Below are 20,847 nucleotides of genomic sequence, written 5' to 3' on the forward strand. Positions count from 1 at the left end.
GCTATTGCTTTTTCTTTTTTTAGAGTCATTATTTCAAAATTTAACAGTTTTAGTTGCTATACAAAAAATTATTTTTAAATTCAGGTTATCAAATATTTATTTTTGATAGAATGGGAAATGGAGATAGAACTATGAAATTGGTTTATATTTTATTCATTCTTTTTTTCAATTACTCCGCTTTTGCTGGAAACATCAAAAATATTTTAATTCTTCATTCATATGATTCTACATATAAATGGACCAGTGACATACAAAAAGGAATATCTGAAGAGTTTTTGAGCCTTAACAATGCTCACATTTACATTGAGTATATGGATACTAAAAGATTTTATTCAAAAACTTATTTAAACAATTTAAAAAAATTTTATATCAATAAATACAAACAAATTCCTATAAACCTCATAATAGCAAGTGATGATAATGCTTTTAATTTTGTAAAAGAGCTAAAAAAAATAACTTTTAAAGACATACCGTTTCTTTTTTGCGGTGTTAATTTCTTGCAAAAACAGCAAACAAAAGGTTTACGTAATATATCGGGTGTAAACGAACAAGCTGATATAGCAAAAAACTTTTTGCTTATAAAAAAGCTTCATCCAAATGTAGATAAAATATACCTTATTGTAGATTCTACTACAACGGGAAGAAAGATAAAAAAAGCATTAAAAAAAGCTATACAAAATTTTCAAGATAAAAATATTAAATTTGAATTTATCAGTAATGTTACATTAAAAGAATTAAAATCAAAGGTTAAAAATCTACCTAAAAATACTGCTATACTTTTTACAATTTTTTTCAGAACAAAAGATGGTATATATCTAAAGTACGATAAAGCAACAAAAATCATATCAAATATTTCACAAGTACCAATGTATGGACTTTGGGATTTTAGTTTAGACAATGGCATAATAGGAGGGTACTTAACAAGCGGGTACTTTCAAGGTAAAACAGTTGCTAAAATGGCTAAAAAAGTTTTAAATGGAACAAATATAAACGATATCCCCATAGTTTATAATAGTCCAAACAGATATATGTTCGATTATAGCCAGCTTAAAAAACATAGCATCGCTCTAAATGACTTACCAAAAGATTCATATATCATAAACAAACCTTTTTCCATATTAGAACAATACAAAAAACAACTTATAGCCATTATATCTTTTATCTTTATATTATTGATTTTTATAATTATTTTACTCATCAATATAAAAAGCAGAAAAAAAGCAGAAAAAGAAATAGCAAAACAATTAGCCTTTCAACAAGATTTAATAGACAGTGTAAATGCTCCAATTTATTATAAAGATTTAAATGGTATGTATTTGGGTTGCAACAAGGCTTTTGAAACTTTTTTAAATAAAGATAAAAAAGATATAGTTGGTAAAACTTCGTATGATTTTTTAGACAATGACCTAGCAGATATTCACTATAAAAAAGATAGAGAGCTTATAAAATTTAAAAAAGGTATAAAATATGAAAATAGACACCCAATAGGTGAAAATAAAGAGCTAGAATTAACTTTTTATAAAAACCTTTTTTATGATAACAGAAAAGTTGCAGGTATAATTGGAGTTATTTTTGATATAACAAAGCTAAAACAATTAGCAAAAGAATTGCATACTTTAAATACTCATTTAGAGGAAAAGGTTGAACAAAGAACACAAGAGTTACAACAAACAATTTTAGATTTGAAAAATACACAAAATAAACTAGTAGAATCTGAAAAAATGGCATCTTTGGGTTCATTGGTTGCTGGTGTTGCACACGAAGTAAATACTCCTGTAGGTATTAGCTTAACTGGAATTACACATTTTTTGAGTGAAGTTAAAAATCTTCAAAAAAAATATGATGAAGACTCTCTAAGCGAAGAGGATTTTGAAAATTTCATAGAAGATTCAAGTGAAATTGCATCACTTATAAATACAAATCTTAAAAAAACAGCCAATTTAGTTAGTAGTTTTAAACAAATAGCAGTTGATCAATCATATGATGTAAAAAGAGAAATAAATATAAATAAGTATATGCAAGAGATACTTTTTAGCTTAAATAACATCCTAAAAAAGACAAACTTAACTATTGATATAATATGTGAAGATTCTTTACATGTAACAACATATCCTGGTTCACTTTCTCAGATTATTACAAATTTGATAATAAATTCAATTACTCATGCCTATGATAAACATCAAAAAGGAACTATTAGTATCGAGATAAAAAAAGAGTTGAATGATGTAGTGATAATCTACAAAGATGATGGAAAAGGGATTGATAAAAAAATAATAAACAAAATATTTGATCCATTTTTTACGACAAATAGAAAAAAAGGCGGAACAGGATTGGGGCTTAATATTATTTATAATATAATAGTAAATCAGCTTAACGGACAGATAAAATGTGAAAGTAAACTTGGTGCTGGGGTTACCTTTACTATCAAGTTTAAAGAAGAAGATGTTTAATAAGGACAAAAAATGGCTAAGCTTAATTTAATAAAAAAAGGTAAAAATAAAACTACATTACCTTCAAATAGGTGGAAGGTTTTAATAGCTGATGATGAGATAGATGTCCACACTCTTACAAAATCGGTTTTGAAAAATTTTAGATATGATGGAAAATCATTAGAATTTCTAAGCTCTTTTAACACAGAAGAAACCATAAAAATTTTGAAAGAAAATCCAGATATTTCTCTTATTTTACTAGATGTTGTTATGGATAGTGATGATGCAGGATTAAATATAGTTAAAATTATTAGAGAAGAGTTAAAAAACGATATTATTCAAATTGTTCTAAGAACAGGACAACCTGGTTCTGCTCCTGAAGCTGAAGTTGTTATAAACTATGGTATCAATGATTACAAAGAAAAAACTGAACTTACTTCAAAAAAACTTATTACTACTATTGTAACTTCTCTTAGGACTTATAAAACTCTGAATGCCTTAGAAATAGCAAAAAAAGGCTTACAAAAAGTGATTAAATCTTCAGACGACTCACAAAATATAATCTCATCACAACTTTTTATCAAAGGGATTTTAACTCAAATCATATCACTTTTAAAGATAAATCATAACTCTATTGTAGTTGAACACTTAAATGGTCTTAATATTGAGAAAAAAAATGCACAATACAATATCATAGAATCAACTGGAAAATTTAGCAAATTAAATAACTTTGATGATATAAAAGAAGATACAAAAAACATAATCAGTTTGGTTATTAAAAATAAGGAAATTTATTTTGAAGATAATATCTTTGTTGGTTTTTTAAAAATTGATGATAATACATCAAATATCATATATATAGAAAATTACGAAACATTAAGTGCCCTAGATAAAAGTTTAATTGAAATGTTTTTTAAACATTCTAGCACAAGGCTAGATAACATAAGACTAAATATGGATATTTTTGAAACACAAAGATCATTAATCGAAATACTTGGGGATGCCGTTGAAAAACGCTATATTGATGATCCTTATCATATCAAAAGAGTTTCTAAAATGTCATACTTATTAGCTACCAAATATGGATTGAGTGAAAAAGAGGCAAAATGTTTGCAAACAGTATCTCCAATGCATGACCTTGGTAAAATTGGTATCTCTGATAGTATCCTTTTAAAACCAGGAAAACTTACAAAAGAAGAATTTGAAGTTATTAAAACTCATACCTCAATAGGATATGAAATATTAAAAGGCACAGATAAACCTACTCTAAATCACGCTTCTATTGTTGCATTAGAACATCATGAAAGATGGGACGGAAATGGTTATCCAAATGGATTAAAAGGTGAAGAGATATCTGTTTTTGGAAGACTAATAAGTGTTATTGATGTATTTGATGCACTTTATAACAAAAGATGCTATAAAGATGCTTGGGAAATTAAAGAGATTATAAAATATTTTGAAAAGGAAAAAGCAAAACAGTTTGATCCTGAAATGACCGAGCTTTTTCTTGAAAATATAGACGAATTTATTCAAATTCAAAAAAAGTATCAGTCTTAAGTTAACAAAATACTTATAATTTTTCCACTACTTTAGAAATTAAAGAGCTTGTTAATCAAGGCCTATATACTTTTATATTACTGCAATCAAATTCATCTTTTAGATACTGTCCGTGAAGTTGGCTTAGAATTCCTTTTTCGCAGTAAAAAAGATACTCTTTGCTCTGAGGAAGTTTTAAAAATTCGCTCTTTAGTTTATAAAAAGGTATTTTTATAATTTCACATGGGGCTTTTATGCACTCATCTTCTGCTCTTATGTCTATGATTGTGTAATCTCCACTTGAAACATCACTTACAATATCTAGCTGTCCTATATCTTTAATATCAGTTACTATTTCATCAACTTTTATCTGTACAGCATTTTGCACTGCTTTATCTAAAACACTATAATCAAATTTTTCAGCTTCTTTTTCCATCCTAGAAAAAGAGCCGTGTGTGATTGGATTTTTAGAAATTACACCACAATACTCTGGCATATTTTCTGCAAAACGACTAGTACCTATCTCGTTGGCTATAGAAATAATATCTGATTTATTCATAGTTGCAAGTGGTCTAATAACAAGCATATCTACTGATTTATCTATAAGTGCAAGATTACGAAGAGTTTGGCTTGAAACTTGAGCAATACTCTCTCCTGTTAAAAGAGCATCTATACCAAGTTTATTTGCAATGCTTTGAGCAGCTTTTAGCATAAGCCTTTTAAGAGTTACGCCCATGTAAGATTCACCGGTAGAGCGAAATATCTCTGTGACTACATCATCAAATGGAACAGTTGTAAAAGTTACTCTACTAGAAGATCCAAACTTATCCCAAAGATAATATGCTACTTGTTTCACGCCAATTTCATGTGCAATTCCACCTAGATTAAAAAATATAAAATGAGTTTTTAAACCTCTTTTCATAGCAAGATAACTAGCAACAGTTGAGTCAAACCCACCAGACATCAAAGATAAAATTTCACCTTGAGAACCAAGAGGATATCCTCCTAAACCTTTATATTTTTGGGTTATTATATTTAACTGATTATGTATCAGTTCAATATATATAGTTTTTTCTGGATTATGCAAATCAACTCTACTTGTTTTATTTTTGGCTAGCATGTAGCCACCAACAGTTTGTTCAATCTCGGGAGATCTAAAGTCATGTTTACCAGTACGCTTTGCTCTAATAACAAATGACTTATTTTGGATAGTATGCTTCATATTTTCATTAACTATCTCTTTTATCATATCCAATGAAGTAACTTCATCAAACTGTAATGCCTCTAGCAATAGCTCAATTCCTGGAGTATTTAAGAGTTTTTGCCTTGTTTCTACTACAAACTCAATTGGACATACAACTTCGATTTTGTCAGAAAATTTTTTAAACTGCATTTCATTAGATATTACTCTTAACATATCAATAATATTATTGTATAAATGACCAGTAATTTGTTTCCTAGCTGTATTTCCTTTAACCATGATTTCTGAAAAAAACTTTATGATAAATTTTTGTGTAGTTCTTTGTGATTTTTGCATAGCTATATTTAAACCTTATTTTTTAAGTGCAATTATATCCTAAAACTTTCCTAATGTATGGTGATTTTTTAAAATTTTCTTGAATGTATTTAAGTAAATTATCATTAGAATAAGATATAATACCGTATGAATAAAAAATTTCAAAAATCAAAAGTATTTACCATCTCGTTTGCACATTTTGCACATGATATTTACTCATCTTTTTTAGCCCCTCTACTTCCACTTTTAATAGAGAAGCTTGGTATGAGTCTATCAAGCGCAGCTCTACTAGATATAGCAAGAAGAGTACCATCTCTTTTAAATCCACTCTTTGGTCTGATTGCTGAAAAAACCGGTGTTAAATATTTTGTAATATTAACCCCTTTTATCACTGCTCTTAGTATGTCTTTAGTTGGTTTAACAACTTCATATATAGTTCTTTTTATATTGTTATTTGTAGCAGGAATCAGTGCTGCACTTTTTCATGTACCAAGTCCCACTATGATCAAAGAAAGCTCTGGAGATAAAACAGGCACTGGTATGAGCTTTTTTATGGTTGGAGGTGAGCTAGCTAGAACTCTTGGACCTTTAATCGCAACTGCTGGGGTTTCACTATGGGGATTAGAAGGAATCTATAAACTTCTTCCTCTTGGATTAATTGCTTCATTGATACTTTATGTAAAATTAAAAGATTATGAAACAACAAGACCTCCTAGAAAACCAAAAGAAAAAGGTGATACGAAAAAACTTTTAAAAAAATTCACACCTTTTTTTATAGTTTTAGGCTCATTTATACTATTTCAATCTGGACTTAAAAGTGCACTTACACTTTATCTACCTGTTTATTTGGTAAATCATGGAGAATCTCTTTGGTATGCTGGAATTTCACTAAGTATTCTGCAAGGATTTGGAGTATTAGGAACTTTGGTCTCTGGAAATATATCAGATAAAATTGGAAGAAAAAATACTCTTTTGATATCTAGTATAGGGCTTGTTATAAGTATGGGAGCATTTTTATACTTTCAAAGTATATTTTTACTCTCTTTTATAGGTCTATTTTTGCTCTCAACTGGTCCAGTTTTAATGGCATCAGTTCAAGATACAGAATCAAATATGCCTACATTTATGAACAGTATGTATATGAGTATAAATTTTGGAGTTAGCTCCCTTGTAGTTTTTTGTGTTGGTGGTATGGGAGATATATTTGGGTTAGATACAACTTACAGTGTTTTTACTCTTTTAGCTCTAGGATGTATACCAGCTGCATTTCTTTTAACTAAATATATCAAAGAAGAATAAACTCACTCTTCTTTGATTCTATCGGCAATCTGTTTAAATCTATCTTTTATTTGAAAAAATGCATCAACTAAGAGTGGATCAAAATGTGTTCCTTTTCCTTTTATGATAATCTCTTCAGTTTCCCCATAATCAAAAGCTTTTTTATAAATTCTTCTACTTATTAGAGCATCATATACATCTGATAGTGCCATTATGCGTGCTTCTAGTGGAATTTGCTCTTTTTTTAAGCCTAAGGGATAGCCACTTCCATCCCATTTTTCATGATGATAGTATGCAATATTTTTTGCAATCTTTAAGAATTTGTTATCTTTTTGCTCTATTAATGCGTTATCCAAAATTTTCTTACCAATTACTGGATGCTCTTTCATTATCTCAAATTCTTCATATGTAAGCTTCCCAGGTTTTTTAAGTACATTATCTGGGATACCAACTTTACCTATATCATGAAGAGGACTTGCTCTATAAATCAATTCAATAAACTCATCATTGATAATCTCAGTATATATACCTTGATCCTTTAAATAACTTGCAAGAAGCTTTGAATACTCTTTTGTTCTTTTTATATGTGCGCCTGTTTCAGCATCCCTACTCTCTGCAACCAGTGACATACTATCTAGTACTGAAGAGTGAGCTTTCATAATCTCTTTATCAAATATTTTTCTCTCTACATAACTCATAATGATAGAAAACAAATTCATAAGTGCAAAGCCTATCACAAATGGAGCTAAAAAATATGCAGATGAAATATATACATTTTTTACTATATACATGTATGAAATAAAAGAAAAAATTACAAGTATAGATAAAAAAGTACTCAAAAATGAAATATAGCGTTTTTTGTATAAAAGATAAAATAATAAAATTAAAAATATATTTGCTAAGATAAAATTAAACAGTTTTAAATTTTTAATTTCATGTCTAAAATCATTTAAAATGATATTGTCTATGAGTGTAGAGTGAACTTCAATACCAGCTATTTTTCTACCGCCAGTTGCTATAAATCTATCATGTAAACCAACTGCTGATGTTCCTATCAAGATGAATTTACCTGATAACATTTTTTTATCAACATCAGCAGTAAATATATCTACTGCTGAGATTCTCTTGTACCAAGATTTATCATAAAATTTCAACAAAACTTCAGAATTTGGACCAATTTTAAGGGAATTGCCAAGATAATCAATATTATCTTTATCAAGCTTTATATTTTCTAGACTTGATAGTGTTGCTAATCCTAAGGTAGGTACAACATTATCAAAATATTTTATAAACAAAGGTACTCTTCTAAAAATCCCATCTTTATCCACTGAAGAATTTATAAAACCTATCGTATTTGCACAAGCTTGAATTTCACTTAGATTACACAGAATATTTTTTGAATTATATGTTACAAAAGAATCATCTATCACTTTTATACGATTTTTACTCAAATCACACTCAGATTTATTTTGATTTGAATCTTGTAAATATACTCCCAAAGTAACATTTGCATTTTTAAGTGCGCGAGCAAAAATCATATCATTATCAAATAGACTATTAGGAAGTCCTTTGATATCAAGATTTAAACTAAAATATTGTTTATAAAATTCTTTTAGAACCAAAGGAGATGTTTTATCTCTCTCCGGAAATAAAATATCAAGTCCAATACCTGCTGGATTTGCACTGTTTATTTCATTGATTAGCTGAGTCAAAATAACTCTAGACCAAGGCCACTGTCCAAGCCTAACTAAGCTCTTCTCATCTATATCTACGATAACTACTGAACTTGTATTGCCCTTTTGTTGTTTGTCAAAACTACTTAAAATATCATATGTTTTATAATCAAAGTACTCTATCATTCGAAATAAAAAAATGTTCAATACTAGTACAACCAGTAAAATAAAGAGTACTTTTGTATTTTTCATTATATTTATTTTATAAAAATTTCAACTCGTCTATTTTTAGGCTCTGATACATCATCTGCTGTTGGTACTAAAAGATCATTTTCTCCATAGGATTCAGCTTTTAAGTTATTTAATTTAACCCCAGAAGATAAAATCCAATCTTTTACATATTTTGCTCTTTTTAAAGCAAGTTTTTCATTGAAACTGCTTGAGCCTTTTGTATCAGTGTGTCCTATGATATTTACATCACAAGGAGATCTTTTTTGTATCATATCAAGGATTTCAGGCAATCTACTTTTTGATTCATCAGTTAATTCATTTGAGTTATTTTTAAAGTACAGATTAACTTCAACAGGAGGAAGAGCAGCCGCTTTTATAACACTATCAAACTTTTTATTTATCTCATCTTTACTCATGATTTTGATTTCACTTGGAGCTTTATCTTTGGAGTCTAGACTCACATACCCACCAACTTTATCAATCTCAACTGAACCAGCTTTTGTTTGTACTACTATAGCATTGTGATCTTTGTTATTATCAACTAAAACTACAGTTGTTTTTGGTTCACTATTTAAAAGTGAAGCTACTAACATAACTATCCATGTTCCAATAACTGCTACTTCCATCACTTCACCTCCACATAAAATTTAGTGCCTCTTATGCCAATAGTTCCTTCAGGAACTCTAAACTTTACTGCACTTGGTTTTAGTTTTCCAATCTTACCTGATTCAAAAGATGCTAAACCTTTTTTCATATTTATATCAAAATCAAACTCATTTTTTGCAGGTTTAAATATATATTTATCAATTGAGAGTAAACTGTTTGAACCAAGAGAAAGTGCTGTGCCATCATCAAATAAAACACCTATACTGCTTGAAGCTTTAGTGATTAGTATATCTCCATTTTGAAGCTTATCTCCAACAGATAAGTTCTCTAACTTTTCGCCTCTTTTAGCAAAAACTTCGCCATTTGCTTTTTTTACTATCGCAACATTTGCACCAAAAGTAAACGAAAGCATTAAAAAAAATGTTAAAAGAATCCTAGCCATTACTGCTCCTTTTGATAATATTATCGCTTATTATAATATATCTTAGGTGCAATAACAGCTTAAGTTATACTAATTTGATAGACTTTCCTTCAAACTCTTTTACATTTGCAACAATTGAAGAGTTTTCATATCCTTCATTTTTCAATCTCTTTAAAAGCTCTGGTGCTTCTTTTTGATTTATTGAGATTAAAAGTCCTCCTGATGTTTGTGCATCAAAAAACAGGATTTCATCTTCATACTCTTTTTTTGCCTCTACATGTAAAGAGACATAATCTTTGTTAGCATAAGTTCCAGCTGGGATTATACCCATACTTGCCATCTCTTTAGCTTCTTCGATAATTGGGATTGAGTTAAAATCAAATTCTAAAGTAAACTTTCCTCCACTCATCTCATAAGCATGTCCGGCAAGACCAAAACCTGTAACATCAGTACAAGCACTTACATTGAAATCTCTTGCAATTAATGATGCTTTGAAGTTTAACTGAGCTAAAATTTGAGCAATTTTTTCTACACTGCTATCTTCTAACATATCAGCCTTTATTGCAGTTGTTAAAATCCCAAGTCCTAATGGCTTAGTAAGGATTAAAACATCTCCAGCTTTTGGTGTGTTATTTCTAAAGATTTTATCAGGATGTACTAATCCACTAACGCTAAGACCATAAGTCATCTCAGGAGTTTCTATCGTATGACCACCAGCCAAAACTCCTCCACACTCTTTTACTTTGGATAATCCTCCATGTAAAATTTCACCTAAAACCTCTTTAGGGTGATTGCATCCATCAAAGCCTACTAAATTCATAGCCGTGAGTACATCTGCTCCCATAGCAAAAATATCACTTAAAGAGTTTGCAGCTGCAATTTGACCATACACAAAAGGATCATCCACAACAGGAGTTATATAATCAACCGTTTGAACTAATGCTCTGTTTTCATCTAGCTTGTAAACACTAGCATCATCATTTGTATCAATTCCTACCACTAGATTATCATCACTACAATCAAGCCCACCAATTACATGTGATAGCTCACCCGGAGCCAACTTGGCTGCTCAACCTGCAGCTTTGACAAACTTGGTTAATTTATGTTTATTATCCATTATAACGATATAGTTCCTTCACTATTTACTAAACTCTCAACAGTTCCATAAGCATTTCCAACCATCCCAACTCTTAATTTATCTGCTACATTATAAAAGTCCAAACAAACACCACAAGAAAAAATTTCAACACCCTTTTGCTCTATCTCTTTTAAAATATTTATAATTTCACTATCTTCATCAGCTGTTGTTAAAAGTACACCTTTATTTACAAAAATCAAGGTTTTAGGAAGTTTTGGAAGTTCTAATATACTCTTTATAAAACCAACAACAAGTTTACTTCCAAGCTCGCCTTCTCCTACCTTATCATCTTTAATAAATACGACTTTATCTAAAAACTCTGATTTATCTTCTTTAGTAGGTATGCCACAAGCAAAACCTTTAACAATTGTGATTAGGGTATCTTCGCCTTTAGTTTCATAACTTACTGTAAAGCCACCTTTTTTAGCAAATCTTTCTACATTTTCTACTGATGATTTAGCATTTACTAAAACTTCTAAAATTGAATCATCAGGAAGTGAATCAAGCGCTTTTTTTGTCTGAATTACTGGTTCTGGACAAGCCAGATTTCTACAATCTATTTTCATTTTTACTCCAATATGTTTTTTGTATGCGAGTTATCTCGTAGTTTTTGTTACTCTATCCTAGAGTCTAAAAAAGAGGGGGGTAAGGTAAATTTTAATCAAGTTTAAGTTTTATATCAAATTTTATTGGTTCTAAGGACGTTCATTTGTGTTAGGATGCACAAATAGTCCGAAGCCTCGCAAAAAATGCAGGAAGCATTTTTGAGAATGAAATAAAATTTGATATAAAACTTAAACTTGAGCTACCTTTTACTTGTTTAAATTATTTTCAATCCAATCATTTGCTTCTTTAACAGAAGAAAATTTTTGAGATTTTGCAACTTGTTTATCTCCTTCGTAAAAACGAATTCTAATACCATCTTGCACCTCATCTATTTTAAGGCGTGTTATCTTATCGATATTTAAATAAGCCCTATCATTTAGTTTAACAAACATTTTACAACCCTTACAATTTTTTATTCGTATTATACTACTTTAATCTATTATTTACAAACCTAACACTTAAAAATACAATGATTGAAAGCATTATCATCAAAGCTGCAACTGGTGCAGAGTAGCTAAGACCATATGTTGTAAACCTATCATAAATCAAAACTGGAGCTGTCATAGGATGATATACCAAAATCACAACTGCACCAAACTCTCCAAGTCCTCTTCCCCACATCATCAATGCACCATTTATGATATCTTTTTTGGCATTTGGAATTGAGATTTTTAAAAAAACTTGCAAAGGATTTGCTCCAAGAGTGCGTGCAACTTTTTCAAGCTTAATATCAACTTTTTTAAACCCCTCTTTTGCACCGTTTATTAGAAATGTAGAAGATAAAAACATCATAGCTATCATTATGCCCATCTCATTTTCTGCAAATGTAATGCCAATTTTTTCAAATGCATTAGCAATGCTTCCTTGTCCAAAAACCATCAAAAGAGCAATTCCAGCTGCCGTATGAGGTATCATGATAGGAATATCAATAAGAGCTTCTATAAAAGAGCGACCTAGAAAATTTTTTCTAGCTATGATATAAGCTAGAGGAAGCCCAGTAAATAAAACAAAAATCATAGCAAAAAATGAGACTTTCATAGTAAGCCAAATTGAGCCAATCACATCTTTTTGTTTTAAAGCTTCTAAAAGCATAGCCAAATCACTGCCGAATATTATTTTTACCAAAGGAACTGACAAAAAAAGCAGGATTATCATCCCTAAAAACATTAAAATATATAAAAACCAACCTCTTATCATAAATAACTCACATCTGTTTTATTAAAACCTACATACACATTCTCACCTCTATGTGCATAACAACCTTGGTAATCTCTTTTTAAAATTTTTGCAAAAAACTGTTCATTTCCAACTCTTACAAATACTTTATAATGATCGATAATGCCCATACAATCTTCTAGTTTTCCTTCAAATACAAAATCAGTAGGTGGTTTTTCTTTTGAGATAAAAAGCGCATTTGGATCTACACTAAAAAGTTTATCGTTTTTTTCATTTAAAATTGAACTTGGAAGTATATTTTTAAATCCTAAAAATTTTGCCACTTCTATACTAGCTGGAGCATTTAAAACTTCGCTTGTAATTCCAACTTGTAAAATTCTACCTTTCTTTACTATCGCAATCCTATCAGCTAAAAAACTAGCCTCTCTAAAATTGTGCGTTACATGTATAGTTGTAAGATTGTATTTCCTATGGATTTCTTTTAAAAACTTCATAATAGAATTTCTAAAAGTAGGATCAATAGCACTTAATGGCTCATCCAAAAGTAAAATCTTAGGCTTAGAAAACAGAGCTCTTGCAATCGCAACTCTTTGTTTTTCTCCACCTGAGAGATTATCAATCTTTCTATCTAACAAGGGCATAAGTCCCAAAAAATCAGCCAAATCATGCAGTATTTCTTCTTTGTTTTCTATCTTTTTATATTTTGCAGAAAACATAATATTTTCTTTTACACTCATATTTGGAAATAGAGCAAAATCTTGATACACAAAACCAATCTCTCTATCTTCTGGTGGTAAATCTGAGATAACTTTGTTATCGAAAGTTATCTCACCTTTTATTTTATTAAACCCTGCAATAGATTCTAAAAGAAGAGTTTTTCCACTTCCACTTTGCCCTAGAAGAACAAAATATTCACCTTCATTTACTTTAAAATTTATGTCTTGTAAAGAAAAATTTTTAAGATTGTATGATAAATTATTTATCTCAAATAGACTCATTTGATACCTAGTTATCTAATATCGAGGCATCGCCTGTAATGATTGGAGGATTTATAACACCTTGCCCATTTTTTTTCATGATGGCTTGTCCCTCACTGCTTAAAACAAAGTTTACAAATTTTACAGCTCCATCTTTGTTGATTGGAGATTTATCGTTTTGTACAACTGTTATGCCATAAACCATAGGTGAGCCTTTTTTAGTAATCCAAGTTCCTGGTTTTTTGCCATTGATTTTAAAGCTAACTTGCTTATAAATATCTTTATATTTTGCACTTTTTAGTGAAATTTCTGGTGGTAATGTTATATACTTTAGTCCATGTTGAGCTGCAACTGATTTGTATATAAAAAGATAATCATACATACCAGCTTCTAAAAGCCCCAATAAATCAGTTTCTTTTGGTCTTACAATTACTTTTTTAGTGTTTTCTTCTCCATTTGTATAACTTTCGCCATAACCAAAAAGTTTATCATAAAAATGTGATTCTTTATAAAATTTTTCTGCTAATTTTGTAACTAACATTGAGCGGTAACCACAAGGATCCATATTTGGATTTGAATGACCTACTTTTACTCCATCTCTTAAAAATATTTTTGGCCAATTTTTCTCATTTATTTCATTTGCAAATTTAGACTTTGGTGTATATGTTATTGCCATCTCATTTGTAACAAATTGTGCATTAAATTTTGCATTATTTGGAATCATAAGATTATCAATCACTTTATAATCTGCACTTGCCATAACATCAGCTGGTTTTTTAACATCTGTTATCTTTCTAGCACATGCTCTACTTCCTGCTGCTTCTCTTAAAACATCAAACTGGGGATATTTTGCTTCAAATACTTTTTCAATCTCTCCAAAAGGAACACTTAAACTTCCTGCGTGAAAAACAACTATCTTATCTTTTGCAAAACCTAGTGTTGCTATTAAACCAAATGCTACAATTAGCCTTTTCAATTTATTTCTCCTCTTTTAAATCTTTAAATTCTCTTTTATTACGGGGCTTTAAAAAAAGCTCTTTAAATCTCTCATTTGCATACTCTTCAACCTCTTTTTGAAGTTGCTTAAAACCTTCAATAAAATCATTTGCTTTAGGAGTTAGTTTACTTCCTCCTTGCTCTCCACCACCTTTATGAGATTCAACCAAAACATCATCTAAATTTTTTTGCAAAATTTTTACATGAGTCCAAGCTTTTTTATAATTCATTCCAAGTTTTTCAGCTGCTTTTGCAATGGATCCTTCTTGTTCAATAAGCTCTAATATCTCAGTTTTTCCTTTACCAAATAACAGCTCGCCATTTTCATTTTCTATCCAACTTTTTGTTTTAAGATACAATCTTGAGCGTCTCTTCTTGGTAAAACATCCAAGTTCGCAATACGTTACATCAAAGTTTTTCTCTTTTATAGTTCCTCTTATCTTTTTTAATCCTAAACCACTTGCACTTGCTCTTGCTTCTTTACATGTAACTCTGTTTTTTTCATCTAATAGTGGAGTTAATCTATCTTCAGCCTCTTTTGAATACTCTCCAGTTCCTTTTAACTTTCCAAATTGACCAAGTTCACATGCACTTATTCGCACTCCCATATCTTTTGCACAAGCTCCAACTTCGCCAATTGGAGTTTTACTTTTAGCAGAAATCTTATAGGCATCCTTACAATCAAGCTTGCCTTCCTCGTTTAGATACTCGCTAATAAAATCTTTTAATTTCATATCTCTATCCTTTGTGGATTTCTGTATATATTCATCCTCTCACCCCTTACAAATCCTATAAGAGTCAATCCAAATTTATCAGCTATATTTACACCTCTACATGTAGAAGCTGTGCGAGATGCTAGTATTGGTATTTGGTGAGTTACTGCTTTTGCTACCATTTCTGAACTTAATCTTCCACTTACCATTAAAAAACATTTACTAACGTCAATTCCAGCCAATCTTGCTTTTCCAACAGCTTTGTCTATTGTATTGTGTTGAGCTATATCTTCTCCTATGAAGTAAGTATCTTCATCAAAATAAATTTTTGCCGTATGAACACAACCAGTTTGCTCATATAAAGGACACTGGGTATAAAACTTTGCCATCTCTTTAAAAAGTAAGTCAGCTTTGATTTTAAACTCATCTTTCATAATAGCTGCATCAATTGCAATTTTAGAGATTTGAGTGCTTACTCCTCTTCCGCAACCACTAACTATAACCCCTTCTAAATCTAATCTTTCAATATTTTTTTCATTTACAATTGCATCAATATAAACTTCAAAATTTTTTGTATCTATATCTTTTAATTCAATATCTTTTATATCATTTACATCTTCGATTATACTCTCACTCATCAAGAAACCAACTGCTAATTCTTTCAAATCAAGAGGAACACTCATCAAAGCCCCAACTTTTTTGCCATTTACAAAAATTGTAAGCTTTATCTCTCTTATTACTTCATCTTCAACTTCAAATTTTTTTCCATCTTTTATCTTAACTACTTTAGTTTTAAAAACCATGCTCATTGATTTTCTCCATTTATAAATATGCTAAAATGGCATATTTTAATACAAAATAATAGCCTACAACACCTTAATAGATGTTATAGGCTAAATTTTAAGAAGTTTAAACTTTGCCCTGCTTTTTCAACTTCTTATACCAAGAACTATGAAGTATTTTAACTTCTTCTTCTTCTTTATACCCTGTAATTATACTATGTATTGCACCCTTGATTGCAAATACTGACATATATATATGAGTAAAGAAAAGAGCTACAACAGCCATACCAACAAAAGCATGAACAATAGCAGCTAGTCTTAATAAATCTATCTGAGATAATCCAGTAATAGATTTTACCATGGCAATATCAAAATCTAAAAAGTACATAGCAGCACCTGTTAAAATCATGATCATACCACCAATAGTTGCTAACCAAAACCACATCTTCTGACCAGCATTAAACTTACCAGCTGGAATTGGTCTTTTAACTTTAGATAAATATCCCCCAAGTATGAGCATCCATTTTATGTCATCAAAACTTGGTAACATATCTTTTATCCACATCAAAAACATTGGAATTACAACGATAGCAAAAGTTATAGTTGCAAGTCCATGTAAATCTTTCATCATTCTAACAAATTCGCCACCACCAAATTCATCTCCAAAAGTCATGATAAACCCAGTTGGAACAAGAGCTATAAAAGATATAGCCGCTACTTGGTGAACAATTCTGTTAAAAATACTAAAAGCATAAACCTTTTTACCATCATGAGAAAAGACCTTTGGTCCTACTGCAATATAATGAAGTAAAAAAACAGTTGGAACACCTACTAATAATGCTAAAAATATCTGAGCAAAATAGTTTGCCTGTAACATTGTAAATAGCGGTCCTAGCTTCAGTGATTCTGCCTGTCCATATCCAAAGATATTTCGTATTCTAGCCTCTCCCCATATCTGGCTATCAGTCGCATAAGCGACTGATGCCAACAATAAAGTTGAAACAAGGATAAACAAATATTTTTTCATAACCTTGCTCCTTTTATCATCCACCGTAAGCTTTACTCCAGCCATAAGGAGCAGATTGAACACCCTTGCCTTTTGCTGCAATTCTTGCACGGTAAATTTTAGATACATCTTCAGCATCGCCAACTAAAAGAGCCTTAGTAGAACACATAGCAGCGCACACAGGAACTTTTCCCTCAGCAATTCTGTTTTGTCCGTAAAGTTCTCTTTCTTTTGCACTATTAGTTTCTTCTGGACCTCCTGCACACATTGTACATTTATCCATAGCACCTTTTGTTCCAAAAGCCCCATCTCTTGGGAACTGTGGAGCACCAAAAGGACAAGCATACAAGCAGTAACCACAACCTATACAAATCTCTTTATCATGAAGAACAATTCCATCTTCTCTGATATAAAAACAATCAACTGGACAAACTTGTTCACATGGAGCATCTGTACAGTGCATACAAGCTACTGAAGTTGAAAATTCTTTTCCTTCAATACCCTCATTAAGAGTTACAACTTTTCTTCTTGAAACTCCTGTTGGAAGCTCATGAGCATCAGCACATGCTACACTACAACCATTACACTCTATACATCTCTCTTCGTCACAATAAAATTTCATTCTTGACATTTCATTATTACTCATTTCTCACCCCCCTACGCTTTTTCTATGCGGCATAATCCGCCTTTTGTTTCAGGAATCTGAGTAATAATATCGTAACCATAGTTAGTAACAGTATTTGCACTCTCACCAACTGCATATGGTTTTGTTCCCTCAGGATATTTTCCTGATAAATCTTCACCTTGGAAGTGTCCTGCAAAGTGCATAGGTAAAAATACTCTATCTTCGCTAACAGTATATGAATACTTAGCTTTTACTTTTATCTTAGTACCTTCTGGTGAGTGAATCCACATCATATCCCCATTTCTGATACCATATTTTGCAGCAAGACCTGGGTTGATATCACAGAACATCTCAGGAGTAAGCGCTGCAAGATATTTACTAGCTCTATTTTCCATACCTGCACCATTTAGATTTACTAAACGACCAGTTACAAGATTGATAGGGAAATCTTTTGCCCAATCTTTTTTGCTTTGTCTTGATATATACTGAGTATCAACTCTATAATGATTTGCTTTATCTTTATAAGAAGGATACTTCTTAGCAAGATCAGCTCTTGGAGAATGAAGTGGTTCTCTGTGCATTGGAATTTGATCAGGGAATGTCCAAACTTTTGCTCTAGCTCTTGCATTTCCATAAGGAGCAACTCCAGCTTCCATACACTTTTGAGCTATGATTCCACTAGTATCAACTTTCCAGTTTTTACCAATTCTTTTCTTTTCATCAGCTGTTAATTTAATGCCTAAAACTTTTTCAATATTGGCAGCTGTAATCTCAGGATAACCACCTTTTACTTTTGAATTTTTAGGAGCTGAACCCTCTCCTGCAAGCTGGCTAACACCATCATGCTCTAGTCCAAATCTATTTCTAAAGCCCATACCACCTTCACTTACTGGTCTATGGATATCATAAAGTATTGGACTACCACTATGACTCTCAGTCCAACAAGGCCATGGAAGTCCGTAGTATTCGCCCTTCATAGGACCAAAACCTCTTAGACTTACTTCATCAAACATATGCCAATTGTCTGTATGCTTTTTGATTCTCTCAGCAGTCCATCCTGTAAGACCAATAGTTTTAATAATTCTAGCGATTTCATTAGTAGCATCTTCAGGCCATTTGAAATCTTTTTTGTTATCGCGAATTAGCATACCTTTAGTATACTCTTTGTAAAAACCTAATCTTTTTGCAAACTCAAACATGATTTCATGGTCAGGTTTACTCTCATACATAGGCTCTACTACTTGATATCTCCATTGTGCTGAACGGTTTGTAGCAGTAACTGAACCACTAGTTTCAAACTGAGTAGCAGCTGGAAGTAAGAATACATCATCTTTCTTATCAGTTAAAACAGCAGCTTCATTTACAAATGGATCAGCTAGAACTATCAATTCTAAGTTATCAAGAGCTTCTTTTACTTTTGCTTGTTGAGCAATAGAAGTTATACCATTACCCATAACAAATAGAGCTTTTAGATTAGTTCCAGCATTGTGAATTTTATCTTCACCTGGTTTTCCAGCAAGTACACCAGCATACCATCTAGCAAGGGTAAAACCTTTTGTACTCATCATTTTTTTGTTTTTAAATCTTCCAGCAAGCCAATTATAATCAACTCCCCAGCTCTTAGCAAAATATTTCCATGAACCTTCACTTAGCCCGTAGTATCCAGGAAGTGTGTGAGATAAACAACACATATCAGTAGCGCCTTGAACATTATCATGTCCTCTAAGGATGTTTGTTCCACCACCCTCTTCACCCATATTTCCAAGACAAAGCTGTAAGATTGGAGCCATACGAGTATTTGATGAACCAATTGAGTGTTGAGTAAGACCCATAGCCCATACTAATGTACCTGGAGTTGACTTAGCATAAGCTCTAGTAATTTGCACTAGTTTTTCTACACTTACACCAGTTACATCAGATACTCTCTCAGGTGTCCATTTTTCTGCTTCTTTTCTGATATCTTCTACACCATATACTCTATCTTTGATAAACTTTTTATCTTCCCAACCATTTTTGAAGATAATATGAAGCATACCATACATAAAAGGTATATCAGTACCAGGTCTGATTTGTGCATAAAGATCAGCTTTTGCAGCAGTTTTTGTAAATCTAGGATCTACAACGATAATTTGAGCGTTATTTCTTTCTTTTGCTTTTAGAAAGTGCTGAAAACCAACTGGATGGTTTACCGCAGGATTCGCACCAAAAATGATAATTGCTTTTGCGTTTTGGATATCTCCAAGTGAGTTAGTCATAGCGCCATAACCCCATGTATTCGCCACACCGGCGACTGTTGCACTATGTCAAATTCTAGCTTGGTGATCTATATTGTTTGTTCCAAACATTGCAGCAAACTTTCTAAAGTAGTAAGCTTGCTCTGTACTCATTTTTGCTGAACCTAAGAAAATTGTACTATCTGGTCCACTTGTTTTTCTTAAACTATCTAATTTTTTAGCGATTCTATCATAAGCTGTATCCCAACTGATACGCTTCCATTTACCGCCCTCTTTTACCATTGGATACTTAAGTCTTACTTCTGATCTGACCATATCGATCATATCAGCACCCTTACAACAATGGCCACCTTTACTAACAGGATGGTCTTGTGCTACTTCTTGTCTAACCCAAACACCATTTTGAACCTCAGCAGTAATTCCACAACCTACTGAACATGCAGTACAAATTGTTCTTACTTTCTTAGATCCAGGAAATGGGTTTTTAACCTCATCTTCTGTTGCTGCTCTTGTTACTTTAGAACTTGCAAATGCACTTGTTGCCCCAAATGCACCAGCAACTGCCGCCATTTTCATGAACGAGCGACGTCCTATTTTAGTAGAAAGAGCATTTTGAGTAGAATTTGACATACTCAACTCTCCTTTTCTCTATTGAGCTGAACGATAAAAGTCGTCCCAAGCTTTAGTTTTCTTGTAAAGTATCTCTTTCTTTGGAGAATGCCCTACAACAACGCCATTTGAACTGTATGTAGCTTCATCTTTTGCACTAGCTGCTACAGTACTAACTGCTGCAACAGAGCCCGCAACTGCAGCTTTTTTCAAAAAACTACGTCTAGATTCTTTCATACAATCCTCCTTGCTTTGAATTTAACCTCTTACAAAAGGGGTCAGGGCTAAACTTTAA

19 protein-coding genes are annotated in these 20,847 nt (G+C 31.5%); 3 read left to right on the forward strand and 16 right to left on the reverse strand.

What is annotated here, in order from left to right; translation table 11 throughout:
• The first annotated feature begins 131 nt into the window (after positions 1 to 131).
• Together ACKGJI_RS10445 and ACKGJI_RS10450 are read left to right on the forward strand one after the other, a co-directional pair.
• On the forward strand, positions 132 to 2,450 hold the full coding sequence (locus tag ACKGJI_RS10445; protein ID WP_458700246.1) for a sensor histidine kinase: 2,319 nt from the start codon (positions 132 to 134) through the stop codon (positions 2,448 to 2,450).
• A gap of 12 nt (positions 2,451 to 2,462) precedes the next feature.
• Positions 2,463 to 3,986 (forward strand): DUF3369 domain-containing protein, encoded by a 1,524-nt coding sequence (locus ACKGJI_RS10450; RefSeq protein ID WP_458700247.1) that lies wholly within the window; start codon positions 2,463 to 2,465, stop codon positions 3,984 to 3,986.
• A gap of 55 nt (positions 3,987 to 4,041) precedes the next feature.
• Here ACKGJI_RS10450 and thiI read toward each other — a convergent pair whose 3' ends face one another.
• Complete coding sequence (thiI, locus tag ACKGJI_RS10455) at positions 4,042 to 5,502, reverse strand: tRNA uracil 4-sulfurtransferase ThiI (protein ID WP_458700248.1); 1,461 nt, start codon at positions 5,500 to 5,502, stop codon at positions 4,042 to 4,044.
• A 126-nt stretch (positions 5,503 to 5,628) separates the two neighbouring features.
• Here thiI and ACKGJI_RS10460 point away from each other — a divergent pair, with 126 nt between their 5' ends.
• Complete coding sequence (locus tag ACKGJI_RS10460; RefSeq protein ID WP_458700249.1) at positions 5,629 to 6,780, forward strand: MFS transporter; 1,152 nt, start codon at positions 5,629 to 5,631, stop codon at positions 6,778 to 6,780.
• A gap of 2 nt (positions 6,781 to 6,782) precedes the next feature.
• Here ACKGJI_RS10460 and ACKGJI_RS10465 read toward each other — a convergent pair whose 3' ends face one another.
• From ACKGJI_RS10465 to ACKGJI_RS10535, 15 genes are all read right to left on the reverse strand, one after another.
• On the reverse strand, positions 6,783 to 8,684 hold the full coding sequence (locus ACKGJI_RS10465; RefSeq protein WP_458700250.1) for a CHASE2 domain-containing protein: 1,902 nt from the start codon (positions 8,682 to 8,684) through the stop codon (positions 6,783 to 6,785).
• Between the two features lie 5 nt (positions 8,685 to 8,689).
• Entirely contained in the window at positions 8,690 to 9,289 is a 600-nt protein-coding gene (locus ACKGJI_RS10470; protein WP_458700251.1) for an OmpA family protein, read from the reverse strand.
• Positions 9,289 to 9,711: a FecR family protein gene (locus ACKGJI_RS10475; protein ID WP_458700252.1), complete on the reverse strand. Its 423-nt coding sequence runs from the start codon at positions 9,709 to 9,711 to the stop codon at positions 9,289 to 9,291. The genes ACKGJI_RS10470 and ACKGJI_RS10475 overlap by 1 nt, the downstream gene beginning before the upstream one ends.
• A gap of 64 nt (positions 9,712 to 9,775) precedes the next feature.
• Complete coding sequence (selD, locus tag ACKGJI_RS10480; RefSeq protein ID WP_458700253.1) at positions 9,776 to 10,807, reverse strand: selenide, water dikinase SelD; 1,032 nt, start codon at positions 10,805 to 10,807, stop codon at positions 9,776 to 9,778.
• Positions 10,807 to 11,394: a sulfurtransferase-like selenium metabolism protein YedF gene (yedF, locus tag ACKGJI_RS10485; protein WP_458700254.1), complete on the reverse strand. Its 588-nt coding sequence runs from the start codon at positions 11,392 to 11,394 to the stop codon at positions 10,807 to 10,809. The genes selD and yedF overlap by 1 nt, the downstream gene beginning before the upstream one ends.
• 246 nt (positions 11,395 to 11,640) lie before the next feature.
• Entirely contained in the window at positions 11,641 to 11,826 is a 186-nt protein-coding gene (locus ACKGJI_RS10490; protein WP_458700255.1) for a sodium-dependent tyrosine transporter, read from the reverse strand.
• Between the two features lie 34 nt (positions 11,827 to 11,860).
• The gene (locus ACKGJI_RS10495; RefSeq protein ID WP_458700256.1) at positions 11,861 to 12,631 is read right to left on the reverse strand and encodes an ABC transporter permease; all 771 of its coding nucleotides are present in this window, start codon (positions 12,629 to 12,631) and stop codon (positions 11,861 to 11,863) included.
• A complete protein-coding gene (locus tag ACKGJI_RS10500; protein ID WP_458700257.1) occupies positions 12,628 to 13,608 on the reverse strand; it encodes an ABC transporter ATP-binding protein in 981 nt (326 codons plus the stop codon). Before ACKGJI_RS10500 ends, ACKGJI_RS10495 begins: the two co-directional genes overlap by 4 nt.
• Before the next feature lie 7 nt (positions 13,609 to 13,615).
• Complete coding sequence (gene wtpA / locus ACKGJI_RS10505; protein WP_458700258.1) at positions 13,616 to 14,563, reverse strand: tungstate ABC transporter substrate-binding protein WtpA; 948 nt, start codon at positions 14,561 to 14,563, stop codon at positions 13,616 to 13,618.
• Position 14,564: 1 nt separating this feature from the next.
• On the reverse strand, positions 14,565 to 15,317 hold the full coding sequence (locus ACKGJI_RS10510) for a winged helix-turn-helix domain-containing protein (protein WP_458700259.1): 753 nt from the start codon (positions 15,315 to 15,317) through the stop codon (positions 14,565 to 14,567).
• Entirely contained in the window at positions 15,314 to 16,105 is a 792-nt protein-coding gene (fdhD, locus tag ACKGJI_RS10515) for a formate dehydrogenase accessory sulfurtransferase FdhD (RefSeq protein ID WP_458700260.1), read from the reverse strand. The genes ACKGJI_RS10510 and fdhD overlap by 4 nt, the downstream gene beginning before the upstream one ends.
• A gap of 100 nt (positions 16,106 to 16,205) precedes the next feature.
• Positions 16,206 to 17,105 carry a formate dehydrogenase subunit gamma gene (locus ACKGJI_RS10520; RefSeq protein ID WP_458700261.1) on the reverse strand — a complete coding sequence of 300 codons (900 nt, stop codon included), beginning with the start codon at positions 17,103 to 17,105 and terminating at the stop codon, positions 16,206 to 16,208.
• A 16-nt stretch (positions 17,106 to 17,121) separates the two neighbouring features.
• On the reverse strand, positions 17,122 to 17,730 hold the full coding sequence (gene fdh3B / locus ACKGJI_RS10525; RefSeq protein ID WP_458700262.1) for a formate dehydrogenase FDH3 subunit beta: 609 nt from the start codon (positions 17,728 to 17,730) through the stop codon (positions 17,122 to 17,124).
• An 11-nt stretch (positions 17,731 to 17,741) separates the two neighbouring features.
• Positions 17,742 to 20,573, reverse strand: a complete 2,832-nt coding sequence (locus tag ACKGJI_RS10530) for a formate dehydrogenase subunit alpha (RefSeq protein ID WP_458700263.1) — start codon at positions 20,571 to 20,573, stop codon at positions 17,742 to 17,744.
• Between the two features lie 18 nt (positions 20,574 to 20,591).
• Positions 20,592 to 20,789, reverse strand: a complete 198-nt coding sequence (locus ACKGJI_RS10535; RefSeq protein ID WP_458700264.1) for a twin-arginine translocation signal domain-containing protein — start codon at positions 20,787 to 20,789, stop codon at positions 20,592 to 20,594.
• Positions 20,790 to 20,847: the final 58 nt, after the last annotated feature.

This window comes from Sulfurospirillum sp. 1307 (assembly GCF_054408545.1).

Bases quoted from the DNA above. Each gene is read 5' to 3' on its own strand.
- ACKGJI_RS10445 (WP_458700246.1), top strand. From the start codon at position 132: ATGAAATTGGTTTATATTTTATTCATTCTTTTTTTCAATTACTCCGCT.
- ACKGJI_RS10450 (WP_458700247.1), top strand. From the start codon at position 2,463: ATGGCTAAGCTTAATTTAATAAAAAAAGGTAAAAATAAAACTACATTA.
- thiI (WP_458700248.1), bottom strand. From the start codon at position 5,502: ATGCAAAAATCACAAAGAACTACACAAAAATTTATCATAAAGTTTTTT.
- ACKGJI_RS10460 (WP_458700249.1), top strand. From the start codon at position 5,629: ATGAATAAAAAATTTCAAAAATCAAAAGTATTTACCATCTCGTTTGCA.
- ACKGJI_RS10465 (WP_458700250.1), bottom strand. From the start codon at position 8,684: ATGAAAAATACAAAAGTACTCTTTATTTTACTGGTTGTACTAGTATTG.
- ACKGJI_RS10470 (WP_458700251.1), bottom strand. From the start codon at position 9,289: ATGGAAGTAGCAGTTATTGGAACATGGATAGTTATGTTAGTAGCTTCA.
- ACKGJI_RS10475 (WP_458700252.1), bottom strand. From the start codon at position 9,711: ATGGCTAGGATTCTTTTAACATTTTTTTTAATGCTTTCGTTTACTTTT.
- yedF (WP_458700254.1), bottom strand. From the start codon at position 11,394: ATGAAAATAGATTGTAGAAATCTGGCTTGTCCAGAACCAGTAATTCAG.
- ACKGJI_RS10490 (WP_458700255.1), bottom strand. From the start codon at position 11,826: ATGTTTGTTAAACTAAATGATAGGGCTTATTTAAATATCGATAAGATA.
- ACKGJI_RS10495 (WP_458700256.1), bottom strand. From the start codon at position 12,631: ATGATAAGAGGTTGGTTTTTATATATTTTAATGTTTTTAGGGATGATA.
- ACKGJI_RS10500 (WP_458700257.1), bottom strand. From the start codon at position 13,608: ATGAGTCTATTTGAGATAAATAATTTATCATACAATCTTAAAAATTTT.
- ACKGJI_RS10510 (WP_458700259.1), bottom strand. From the start codon at position 15,317: ATGAAATTAAAAGATTTTATTAGCGAGTATCTAAACGAGGAAGGCAAG.
- fdhD (WP_458700260.1), bottom strand. From the start codon at position 16,105: ATGAGCATGGTTTTTAAAACTAAAGTAGTTAAGATAAAAGATGGAAAA.
- ACKGJI_RS10520 (WP_458700261.1), bottom strand. From the start codon at position 17,105: ATGAAAAAATATTTGTTTATCCTTGTTTCAACTTTATTGTTGGCATCA.
- fdh3B (WP_458700262.1), bottom strand. From the start codon at position 17,730: ATGAGTAATAATGAAATGTCAAGAATGAAATTTTATTGTGACGAAGAG.
- ACKGJI_RS10535 (WP_458700264.1), bottom strand. From the start codon at position 20,789: ATGAAAGAATCTAGACGTAGTTTTTTGAAAAAAGCTGCAGTTGCGGGC.